Consider the following 11749-nt stretch of genomic DNA (forward strand, 5'->3'; position numbering starts at 1 on the left):
TTCGCTTACTTTTTGTTTTCGGGCCGGATCACACGGGTCAGGATGAACAGCACGATAATCGCGCCGCCCAGAATCCACGGCACCGCGCCCAGCAGTCCTTCCCATGCCTGCTGCAGGAAGGACCGGGCATCCTCTTCTGCGCTGTCTTCCGCCGTCTCCGCAGCCGGAGCCTCCGCAGATTCTTCTGCAGCTTCTTCCGCAGCTGCCGTCTCTTCCGTTTCCGCGCCCCCGGCAGCCATGTCCGCAGGTTCGGCTCCGGCGGCACCCGTCTCAGGCGCTTCGTCTGTTTCCACAGCTGCGGAACCCATCAGCAGCACAGGCTGTTCGGTCGGTTCCGCTGTCGCCGCCGGCATCGGGACATCCGGTGCGCTGGCCTGCATGCCTTCTGCTGCTCCCGCCTCCAGGGCAGCCCCTTTGTCCGCCGCTTTCGCCGAAAGCAGCCCCATTTCCGGTGCCGGCATGGAATCCACGCTCATTTCCGGAAGCCCGGCCTGTTCCGCCGCGGCTTCCGCCTCATCATACACGGCTTCAGCTGCTTCCTGTACGTTATTCGCCGCCATCAGCATATTCGCCGCCGGAACCGGGGTTTCCGGTGCGGATGTCTTTCCCTGCAGCAGGCCGTTGTTCCGGGCGATCACCACGCCGCCGACCAGGATCACAAACGCTGCAGCGGCGCTCAGGATATAGCGCAGCTGGCCGCGGCCCTTCCGGGGCTTCCCGGCTGCCGTTTCCGGTTTCCCGGCCGCGGCTTCCTCCCGGATCATCCGGGTCCAGTTTTCATGGAAATCCGCCGGGACTTCCGGGGTTTCTTCCGCCATCCGGGCCAGTTCCTCATCGAGCGCGGAGAAATCCATGTCATCCGTGCGGCCGGTATTCTTTTCCTGATCGCTCATGACCGATTCCTCCTTTCGCTCTGTTGGACGTTCCCCGGCGGAGAAAGTTCCCCGCCTTCCGTCAGCCATTCCTGGAGCTTCGCCTTGGCCCGGCTGACCCGGCTTTTGACCGTTCCCTCGGATACTCCCAGCCGGACCGCTGCGTCCTCGTAGGAAATGCCTTCCAGCTGGGTCATCACCAGCGCTTCCCGCTGATCCTCCGGCAGCTGCGCGATCCCTTCCCGCAGCCGCTGCCGCCGGTCCGCGGCAATCACCTTTTCCTCGGTTCCCGGTTCGGGGTCCGGCGGATCAAATCCCGCCTCCCGCAGCGGCTCGATGGACTCGCTTCGGTCCCGTCTGGCTTTCCGCATCGCATCCAGGCAGCAGTTCGCCGCAATCCGGTACACCCAGGTTTCAAACGCGCAGTCCCCGCGGTAGCTGTCCAGCGACCGCCAGATTTTCAGCATCGTCTCCTGGGCGCAGTCCGATGCCGCTTCCCGCTCTCCCGTATAATGCCAGCAAATCCGCCATATCCGTCCTTCCAGCGGTGTCAGCAGGCTTTCAAAGGCTTCCGGATCTCCCTGCCGGGCTCTCCGCAGCAGCAGCTCATCCATTCCTTCCCTTTCTCCTTCCCGCCATCCATGGAAAAAAACACTTGAATCATTGTCCTGTTTTTTCTAATATGATAGCATACGTCAGGTCTTTTCGCCACACCGGAAATAAACCGGCCGAAAGTTCCGGCGGCCGCGGGCGGATATCGCTCCGTATCGCGGAAACAGGCCGCGTACAGAAAGGTTTTCCATGATTCAGACAGAGAATACCGCCATCGTTCTCCGGCATGCGGATTACCGGGACAACGACCGGATGATCACGCTGCTCAGTCCGTCCCGCGGACGGATTGACGCCCTGATCCGCAGCTGCCGGAAGCCGAAATCGCACAACCTGAACGCAGGGGAGCTTTTTGCGCTCGGCGACTATATGCTTGTAGAAAAAGGCGGGCGGAACACCGTCACCTCTGTCCGGCTGATCGAAACCTTTTACCCGCTTCGCAACGATTATACCCGGCTGACAGTCGGTGTTTACCTGCTGAACCTGGCGGACGCCGCCGCGGAACCGGAGCAGGAGCAGCGGGAGCTGTTCATGCTGCTCATCCATACCCTGTCCCGCCTCACCTTTTCCGACCAGGAATGGAAACCCCTCCTCGCCGGCTTCCTGCTGCATTTTTCCGCCTGCCAGGGCTTCCGTCCGCGTCTGAGCCACTGCGTCCACTGCGGAAAGCGCATCCCGGATGAGGGCCCGTTCTTCTTTGACGGGGCGGAAGGCGGCCTTTGCTGCGCACAGTGCCGAAAAGAAAAGAGCCAGGTTCCCCTGGCTCCTGAACAGGTCCGTTGGATGCGCGGCGCGCTGTCCTCCGGTTCCGCGTCCTGGATTGACACCCCGGACGCGGTCGCGCCCCTCCCGCTCCTTCGGAATTATGTGGAGCAGCGGATGGGCCGTCGGATCAGAAGCGCTTCCATGCTTCCGGACAACTGATCTTATCCCTTCACCACACGGTTCAGGATCTTCCTGCTCCGCTCCAGGAATGCCGTGATCTCCTCCGCCTCCAGCGGCTGTGCCGCCATGCGGGCCAGATCATACACCTGGCAGCAGAGCATTTTTGTTTCTTCATCCTCCGGATCCCGTGCGGCCAGCGCCTGTACGGTCTCGTTCCGCCGGTTCAGCACCAGTGTGTAGCTGTCCGGAATCGGGAAATCCTGGCCGTAGATCCGGCTCATTTCCTTATAGCGGCGCATCTGTTCATCTTCAGTTACCATTGCGGTCATGTCCGGGTCTCCCAGGGACTCCAGCTTCACCTCGAGGCTGTCCTTCCCCAGCGCGCCGCGGAACAGTGCCTGCAGCTTCTCCGCATCCAGGTCCTTGCCCTCGTCGGACTCCTCCTTCAGGCCGTCGATGTCCGCGTCCACCCGGGCAAAGGTGATCCGGTCTTCCTCGCTGCCCTGGTATTCCATAAAGGACATGAAGTTGCCGTCGATCAGCGTATTCATCACCGCAACTTCAATTCCGCGGTCTGTATACAGCTTGACCGACGCCGCCTGGCGCTTTTCATCGTTGGTGTAATAAATCTTTTTGTCGGTCTTGTCAAAGTTGGCGGCCTTGTATTCATCAATGGTCTCGTACTTGCCGTCCGTCTTCTTCAGCAGGATGGCGCCCTTGATCATGTCATGGAACTTGCTGTCCCGGATCGCGCCGTATTTGACGAACGGGGCAATGTCATCCCAATATCCCTCATAAGCCTCCCGCTCTGTATTCATCAGGCCGTTCAGCTTGTCCGCCACCTTCTTGGTGATATGCGCGCTGATCTTTTTCACATACCCGTCGTTCTGCAGGAAGGACCGGCTGACGTTCAGCGGCAGGTCAGGGCAGTCGATCACGCCCTTGAGAAGCATCAGGAATTCCGGAATGACTTCCTTGATGTTGTCCGCCACGAATACCTGTCCGGCAAACAGCTTGATCTGGCCTTCATGGGTGCCGAAATCGTTCTTCAGCTTCGGGAAGTACAGGATTCCCTTCAGGTTGAAGGGATAATCCACATTCAGGTGGATCCAGAACAGCGGATCGTCAAAATCGGTGAATACCTTGTGATAGAACGCCTTGTACTCCTCATCCGTGCAGTCTGCCGGCTTCTTCAGCCACAGCGGGGCAGTCTCGTTGATCTGCTGCGGCTTCGGCATTTCAAGGATCTTTTCGGTCTTCGGCGTGCCGTCCTCGTTCTTCTCATCGCCGACGGGGACGTCCTTCTCCACGGGCTTCGCGTTCGCGTCCTCCAGCATGACCGGGTAGGCCATATATCCGCAGTAGCGGTTCAGGACCTCCCGCACCCGCCAGGTATCCAGGAATTCCTTCTCATCCTCGGTGATATGCAGGATGATGTCAGTTCCGTGCGCCGTCCGGCTGCCCGCGGAGATTTCATAGTCCATGCCGTCCGCGGATACCCAGGATACCGGCTCCGCCCCTTCCGTGCAGGACAGCGTTTCGATTTCCACCTTTTCGCTGACCATAAACACGGAGTAGAAGCCCAGGCCGAAATGCCCGATAATGTCGCCTTTCTCCTCCGGCTTGTCCTCAAACTGCTTCATGAATTCGGCCGCGCCGGAAAACGCCACCTGGTTGATATACCGGCGGACCTCGTCATCCGTCATGCCGATACCGGTATCGGAAATCCGGATGGTCTTTTTTTCCTTGTCCACGGATACCGTCACAGTCATGGGCTCTTCGCTGTCCGGATGCAGCATCCGGAACTTGGTAATTGCATCGCATGCGTTCGACACGGTCTCCCGCAGGAAAATATCCTTATCTGAATACAGCCACTTCTTGATCACCGGCATGATATTCTGCGCGTCAATCGAAACAGAACCGTTCTCTTTCTGAATTGCCATTTTACTTACCTCCTGACAAAAAACCCGCGGATTCCCGCGGCGGCACCTCTTTCTGTGCATGCGTATTGTAACACCCGGGAAACCAAAATACAAGAAAAAATTAGCACTCTCGTTCCGAGAGTGCTAATTGTGTTTTTCGTGCAGGAATTATACCCCGAGATCCTCCTCCAGCAGGGCAAGATCGTCTTCTTCCTCTGCTGCCTGGGCGCGGACGGCATTCTGCTCTTCCGTGGTCAGGTTCTTCGGTGCGAACAGTTCCGCGCGGATCTGGCGGTCGATCTCGGCTGTCACCTCAGGATGGTCCTTCAGGTACAGGCGGGCATTGTCACGGCCCTGGGCCAGGCGCTGGTCCTGGTAGGAGAAGAACGCGCCGCTCTTGTGGATGATATCCCGCTCCACGGCCATATCCAGCAGCGTACCTTCCGTACTGATTCCCTCGCCGTAGATAATATCGAACTCAGCGACCCGGAAAGGCGGCGCCACCTTGTTCTTGACCACTTTGACCTTGGTGCGGTTGCCGATCACTTCACTCCCGTTCTTCAGCTGTTCGCCCTTGCGGACATCCAGCCGGACAGAAGAGTAGAACTTCAGTGCGCGGCCGCCGGGCGTCGTTTCCGGATTTCCGTACATCACGCCGACTTTCTCACGCAGCTGGTTAATGAACACCGCCACACACCCGGTTTTGTTGATGACACCGGTCAGCTTGCGCAGTGCCTGGCTCATCAGCCGGGCCTGCAGGCCCACAAAGGAATCGCCCATCTCGCCGTCGATTTCCGCCTTCGGCACCAGGGCAGCCACCGAGTCGATCACGACGACGTCCAGCGCGCCGCTGCGGACCAGGGCTTCGGTGATTTCCAGCGCCTGTTCGCCGGTATCCGGCTGGGAAACATACAGGTCATCAATGTTGACGCCCAGCTTCTTCGCATACAGCGGATCAAGGGCGTGCTCCGCGTCCACAAACGCGGCAATGCCGCCGGCCTTCTGCGCTTCCGCCACAATGTGCAGCGCCACCGTCGTCTTGCCGGAAGATTCCGGCCCGTAGATCTCCACAATCCGGCCGCGGGGAATGCCGCCGACGCCCAGGGCGTAGTCCAGGGTCAGGCATCCGGTCGGAATCACGGGGATATCGCGGTTAATCGCATCCGATCCCATCTTCATGACGGCGCCTTTGCCGAATTGCTTGTCCAGATCCGCCAGTGCGTGTTCCAGTGCCTTGAGCTTCTCCGCCTGTACACTGTCGGCTGCGGGTTCGGTTTTCGCGGGTTTCTTCGTCGCCATGATTGTCTTCCTCCAATATGGTTTTTCATCGCTCCGGGGCGATTCTTTTCTATCGGTATTTTACCGCCGGGCCCTTGAAAACACAAGGGGAACAAAAACTTTTTCTATTCCTCCGGGCACCGTTTCCAGGCCCTCCGGACCCCCGCCGCATCGGTGGTGACCACCGCTGTTACGGATGCCGGATCCAGCTTCAGTTCCTGCGTCAGTTCCGGATACCGGAAGCTGCGGCGGAAGCGCTGGTCCGCATAGAAAACACCGTCCTCGATGCGCCCGGTTTCCCAGGACTCCACATTGTCCGCCGCTGACTGCTTTGCCGGGAAGGCCGGATTGTCCATTTCCAGTCCGTTCATACGGAAGCGTCCGCCCGCTGTGTCGTCCTCAGTCAGCAGGTGGACCTTCCCGCCCTTCCCGCACGGGCACAGTACCGTCAGGTTGTCGCTCTTCAGCCGGTTCAGCGCAATGGAAACGGCCTCAGGATTCACATCCAGCCCGGCGAAGCGGCAGCCGATCCGGTCCGCTGCCTCCAGCGTCGTACCGCTTCCGCAGCACAGGTCCACCACCAGGTCGCCTTCCTTCGTTACAGGCAGCAGCAGGCGCTCCAGCAGCTTCAGCGGCTTCTGGGTGGCGTATCCGGTCCGTTCCGGATCGCGTTGCTGCAGATGGCTGATATCCGTCCACACGTCGCCCGGATAGACCGGTTCATCATCATAATAGCGGTATTCCTTCCCATGGGAGACAATCCGGGAGAACATCCTTCCCTGCTCGTCCCGCCCCCGGGCCATATGGTTCCGCCGGCCGTCACCGCGCGGAAGCGGAACCCGGGTCAGGTCAAAGTCATATTTCGGGCCCTTTGCGTACAGCAGGATCACATCATGCTTCCGGGAAAAATAGCGCCGGGACCTTCCGCCGCTTTCATATGCCCAGATAATCTCATTCAGGTACCGTGTCTTTCCGAATACCTTGTCACACATGATCCGGGCCGGTGCCGCCATCCGCCAGTCCAGGTGCAGGTAAAACACGCCCGTATCCGCCAGCAGTTCCTTCGCGACGCCGGCCATCCGGCGCAGCAGCCGCAGGTATTCCTTTTCGCCCGTATACCGGTCTTCATATGCCGGATAGCGCGGTGCGGGAGTTCCGGTTTTCCATCCCTGCTCCCCGTACGGACGGCGGCGCATGAATTTCTCCCCGGTCATAAAGGGCGGATCCAGATAGACGCACTGCGCCTTTCCGGCCAGGTCCCTGATTTCCTGCGGCAGCGCCATCACATTGCCGCATACGAGCAGGTTCTCCCCCGCTCCGATGACTTCCCGGTTGATATTGACCTGTTCAAACATGACTGTCGCCTCCCAGCCGGTTCCTGAGCTGTTTCAGCTCGTCCTGTTCCTCCGTCAGCACCTCCAGAAAACGGTATTGCTCCCCGTCCGCCGCCAGCATTCTCCCGGCTTCCCGCACCGCCTCGGCAAATTCGGGATCCAGCGCCCGGATTCCCTGCCGCGCCAGCGGACACACCGCGTAAGCCCGCTGGTCCATCGCCGCTTTTACCGTTCCGTCCCGGATCACCGGAAGCAGCGGAAACAGGCGGCACGCCAGCGGACGGTCCTCCCGGCTGCATGTACCCGGACAGATCACCATCGGCCCGGCCGGTGTCTGCCGGATCGTCCATCCTTCCCGGTCCCGGTAAAGCATGTCTTCCCCGGGAAACAGGAGCATTCCTGTTTCCTCTCCTTCCTGGGAATCGCAGCAACGGCTGCCGCACACCCGGCCGCAGTCCCGCTTCAGCGGTGTGATGCTGTTCAGTTTTTCCCGGGCACGAAAAAGAGCATCGTCCATATTCCGGCATCCTCCGCAAAGGTTCCGTTTTCTGTTTCGATGCTCTCATGATAAAGCCGCCCGTGCGGTTTTGTCAATTCTTTCCGGGGTCCCGGTCCCCGAGCTTTTTCCGCGCCACCAGCAGGTAGCAGGCCATGTGCGCGGCGAAGGTCGCAAACCAGGATATCGGATAGGACATATACAGGATTTCCTGGGTCGGGTTGGCAGCAAATACCGTCATGATCCAGATGATCCGGAGTACGCACGCCCCGGCGAGGGAAACGATCATCGGCATCACGGAGTATCCGATTCCCCGCAGCTGGCCGACCATCACGTCCATCATCCCGCACAGGAAATAGGTGGGCAGGATAATATCCATCCGCTTCAGCCCGGCGGCAATCACGTCTGGCTGGGAATTGTACAGCCCGATCAGTTCCGCCCCGAAGGCGCGGATCAGCAGTCCCATCCCGATTCCGATCACCGCCACGGTTCCCAGGCAGCACCAGAGGACCTTTTTGACACGGTCCGTTTTCCCGGCGCCGTAGTTCTGGCTGGCAAACGTCATATCCGCCTGGTGCTGGGCATTCATCGCCGTGTAGACGAATCCCTCGATGTTCATCGCCACGCCGTTTCCGGCCATCACGACCGATTCAAAGCTGTTCACAGCGGACTGGATCAGCACATTCGAAATGGAGAAAAGGCTTCCCTGTAGCCCGGCCGGCAGGCCGATCCGGATGATTTCCCCAGCGCTTTTCCGGTCAATCCGGCATTCCTGCAGGTTCAGCTGGATCACCCCGCGCGTCCGCAGCAGGCAGATCATCACCAGCGTCATGCTGATCACCTGGCTGGCCACCGTCGCGATCGCGACACCCGCCACGTCCATCCGGAACGCAATCACCAGCAGCAGGTTCAGCAGCACGTTGATCAGCCCGGCGATCATCAGGTAGACCATCGGGCGCTTTGTATCCCCGACTGCCCGCAGGGTCGCCGCGCCGAAGTTATACAGCATGTTGGCCGGCATGCCGATAAAATAGATTTTCACATAGAGCGTCGCCCCGTCGATCACATCGTCCGGGGAACCCATCAGTTCCAGCAGCGGCCGGGCCATGAAGAACCCGAACAGTCCCACGGCGATTCCCATGAACAGCGCCATGGTGATAGCCGTATGTTCCGCCTTCCGCATCCGGATGATGTCCCGGGCGCCATAGCACCGGGCAATCACCACGCTTGCTCCGACACTCAGGCCCATGAAAACATTCACCAGCAGGTTGATCAGCGAGCCGGTGGAGGATACTGCCGCCAGGGCCGTATGGCTTTCCGCGTAGTTGCCGACAACAATCACGTCGGCAGCATTATATAAAAGCTGAAGGATGCCCGTCAGGATAAGCGGGCCGGAAAAGGCCAGGATCTTCGGAAGCAGAGGACCTTCCGTCATGTCAATCTCGTGCTTCTTTTCCCTTCTTCGTCCGATCGTGGGCATGCTTGCTCCTCCGTATCAGGTTCGGTTGGTTTACTGTTCGTACCGGGTCAGTGTAATCCGCGTTATCACGGGATGGTTGAACAGCCGGCCCGGCTGGTAGTTATAATGGGGGTCCGATCCCAGTCCGGGACTGATATACTGCGGAACGCCGTTTACATAGCTCAGTCCCATGATCTCTGCATCCTCCGGAAACCAGCCCAGTTCCGGTACATAGATGGCGCCGCCGAACGGAAGCCGCCACTGGCCGCCGTTATAGTGGCCCGCCAGGATCATGGAAGCATAGCGGATGGAAAACGCAGCTCCCTTCCCGCTCCATGCGGCTGTGCCGGATACATATTCTTCCGACAGCGGGGTATGCGTCAGCACAATCTGGATATCCTCCGGCTTTACCTGGGTTTTCAATTCCCGGATTTCGGCAATGCGCGCAAGCTGGTATCCCGTTGCGCGGATCCTGGCCGCATCGTCCGCCGTCAGGGATGCCGCCCGCTGGTTCAGGATATCCATCTGGGTTCTGTATGTCGTTTCCAGCCCGTCCAGGTCAATGGCGTACAGATCCTCCGGAATGAACCAGATCGTCCCCTTTTTGCGGGTCTCCGATACCGGCCGGTCCAGGATCGTAACCCCGGCCCGGATCATCTGTTCCGCCCATTCCGTGTAAACCGACAGGCTTCCGTGGGCGGAATAATCAATCGGATCCCCGTCCACATCGCCCGGAATATAATACTTCGGTGTCTCCTTCGGCATCAGGGCAATCAGCTCCAGAAGAGGATTAATATCCCGGTCCGGACCGAGAACATCCCCGGTGATCACCACAGCGGAATACCGCCGGGCACCCAGCGCGGACGCGATCGCCCTCTGTTTGTCCCCATACCGTGCGCCGTGCAGGTCGCTGATATGCAGGATGGAATACTCTTCCAGGTCTTTCGGCAGGTTCAGTACGGTAACGCGGAGATCCTCCACCACCACACGGTGCGAAGTCATGATATTTCCCATAAAGAGGGCCAGCACCAGGAACAGCAGGACGGCCAGGACGAAAAACATCCGGCGCTTGGCCCGTTTCTGCCGGCGCATGATATCCGAAGAAAAGATGTACCGGTTCTGGTACTGCTTCATTCCGGCTTCCCCCTTTCTGGCGATATGCGACCATTATAAAAGCTTGTTCCCCAATTGGCAATACGATCATGAACCCCGCCCGGGATCTCCGGGCGGGGATTCAGACCGTTCATTTCCGGGTAAAGCGGAAGACATTCCAGGATGCCGGGGCCAGCTGTGCCCGCAGTGTTCCGTTTTCACAGGCCGTCCTGCGGTTCTCCTTCGGAAGGATGGTATCCGGATGCTCGTATGTATTGGCGTCATTCGGGTTTTCCGCATACATTTCCGTATGCCCGCTGAACGTCCATCCGGCAAACCCGCGGACATCCATCGTCAGTTCCTGCAGCTCATCCAGGCACGCGTTGATCACATACACATACGCTTCCCCGGCCGCCTGATCCATCGCGGCAGCTGCCTGGATCGTCGCGGCGTTCTCAAACCCGGCGTACTGGTTCATGTCGTCAATCACATATCCCGGTACATCATAGGTATCACAGGTTACCTCACAGCGAAGGGACACTCCCTTTGCGGTCCGGATCATCTGGGTAAACGGATAATAGCACGCACCCTTCCAGGCATGCTCCCGGTCTGTACGGCACAGGTCATTCAGTCCGCCGGTTGCACAGCCGATCTTCACGCGGTCCGCGTGCCTCAGCATCACCAGCATCGTGCTCGCGGTGCCCAGTGCCCGCAGCATTTCCCCGTCCATCGGCGGCATGCGCCGGGTGGACCAGTCATCCGGATCATGGCGGACATACTTCCGGTCCGGATCAAATCCGCAGAAGTTCTCCGCGTGCTGCTGCCCGCCGATTCCCGGATGGAAATCTCCCCGCGGCCGGAACATGCTGCCGTATTCATCCAGGGACAGCATCATCGTTTTTTGAATACGCAGCTTGGTGCGCAGGTAATCGCACAGCGCGATCTCCGTGCGGATATAATCCTCGAATGCCAGGTAGCCGGCCAGCAGCGCCTGCGGCAGGTCCGGCGGCGCGGAATGGTAATGGTGCAGGGAAATATAATCCACCGTTTCGTAGCATTCCTCAAGCACTTGGCGGTCCCATTCCGGATAATGGTTCAGGAAGGGGGAACAGGACACACAGGCCACGGTTTCCGCTTTCGGATCAATCCACTTCATCGCCTTGGAAGTTTCATGGGCAAGTATGCCGTACTCCCGGGGCTTTTTCTCCCAGGATGCAATCTGCCACGGACCGTCCATTTCGTTTCCCAGGTACCAGATCTTCACCCCGTACGGGTCCGGATGTCCGTTCTTTTTCCGCAGGTCTGACCAACAGGTCCCGCCGCTGAAATTGGTATATTCCACGCAGTCGGCTGCATCCTGAAGCGTTCCCGTACCCAGGTTCACGGTATAGATTGGTTCCGTCCCGGCCTTTTCCGCCCACTGCAGGTATTCATCATGTCCCACATCGTTGGGGATATACTGGCGCCATGCCATATCCAGGTGGGTTCTGCGCTCCGCCATCGGGCCGATGGAATCCTTCCACTGCCACCCGGAAACGAAGTTTCCGCCCGGCAGGCGAACACAGGGAAGCCCGGTCTCCTTCAGTGCGGAATAAAAATCTTTTCGCAGTCCCTGCTCATCGGCGGCCGGGTGCTTCGGATTGTACATGCTTCCGTTCACCATGGATCCGATCGGTTCCAGGAAGGCGCCGAAAAGGCGTGGGGAAATCTCCCCGATTCTGAAATCCGGATGCACCGTCAGTGATGCTTTCTTCATAAATGTTGTCCTCCCCGAAAGTTGGGTTAACGAATATGTTTACAAA

The 11749-nt window shown here is 59.2% G+C and carries 10 protein-coding genes; 1 reads left to right on the forward strand and 9 read right to left on the reverse strand.

Going from position 1 to position 11749, the window contains the following annotated elements; all coding sequences use genetic code 11:
• Nucleotides 1–5: 5 nt before the first annotated feature.
• Nucleotides 6–893 carry a hypothetical protein gene (locus tag JNO48_06460; GenBank protein QTE69536.1) on the reverse strand — a complete coding sequence of 296 codons (888 nt, stop codon included), beginning with the start codon at nt 891–893 and terminating at the stop codon, nt 6–8.
• Nucleotides 890–1486, reverse strand: coding sequence for an RNA polymerase sigma factor (locus JNO48_06465; protein ID QTE69537.1), 597 nt, complete (start codon nt 1484–1486; stop codon nt 890–892). The genes JNO48_06460 and JNO48_06465 overlap by 4 nt, the downstream gene beginning before the upstream one ends.
• A 187-nt stretch (nt 1487–1673) precedes the next feature.
• On the opposite strand from JNO48_06465, the gene recO reads away from it, so the two are divergent.
• Complete coding sequence (gene recO, locus JNO48_06470; GenBank protein QTE69538.1) at nt 1674–2405, forward strand: DNA repair protein RecO; 732 nt, start codon at nt 1674–1676, stop codon at nt 2403–2405.
• A gap of 2 nt (nt 2406–2407) precedes the next feature.
• On the opposite strand, the gene htpG is transcribed toward recO, so the two are convergent.
• The 7 genes from htpG to JNO48_06505 form a co-directional block, all read right to left on the reverse strand.
• Complete coding sequence (gene htpG, locus JNO48_06475; protein QTE69696.1) at nt 2408–4303, reverse strand: molecular chaperone HtpG; 1896 nt, start codon at nt 4301–4303, stop codon at nt 2408–2410.
• Between the two features lie 153 nt (nt 4304–4456).
• Nucleotides 4457–5587, reverse strand: a complete 1131-nt coding sequence (recA, locus tag JNO48_06480; GenBank protein QTE69539.1) for a recombinase RecA — start codon at nt 5585–5587, stop codon at nt 4457–4459.
• A gap of 104 nt (nt 5588–5691) precedes the next feature.
• Nucleotides 5692–6921, reverse strand: a complete 1230-nt coding sequence (locus tag JNO48_06485) for a site-specific DNA-methyltransferase (GenBank protein ID QTE69540.1) — start codon at nt 6919–6921, stop codon at nt 5692–5694.
• On the reverse strand, nt 6914–7417 hold the full coding sequence (locus tag JNO48_06490) for a hypothetical protein (protein ID QTE69541.1): 504 nt from the start codon (nt 7415–7417) through the stop codon (nt 6914–6916). The genes JNO48_06485 and JNO48_06490 overlap by 8 nt, the downstream gene beginning before the upstream one ends.
• Before the next feature lie 73 nt (nt 7418–7490).
• A complete protein-coding gene (locus JNO48_06495; protein QTE69542.1) occupies nt 7491–8876 on the reverse strand; it encodes an MATE family efflux transporter in 1386 nt (461 codons plus the stop codon).
• 30 nt (nt 8877–8906) lie between these two features.
• Entirely contained in the window at nt 8907–9989 is a 1083-nt protein-coding gene (locus JNO48_06500) for a metallophosphoesterase (GenBank protein ID QTE69543.1), read from the reverse strand.
• 109 nt (nt 9990–10098) lie between these two features.
• On the reverse strand, nt 10099–11703 hold the full coding sequence (locus JNO48_06505) for an alpha-L-arabinofuranosidase (GenBank protein QTE69544.1): 1605 nt from the start codon (nt 11701–11703) through the stop codon (nt 10099–10101).
• Nucleotides 11704–11749 lie beyond the last annotated feature (46 nt).

This window comes from Clostridiales bacterium (assembly GCA_017569285.1).
Classification (GTDB): Bacteria; Bacillota; Clostridia; order Christensenellales; family Aristaeellaceae; genus Aristaeella.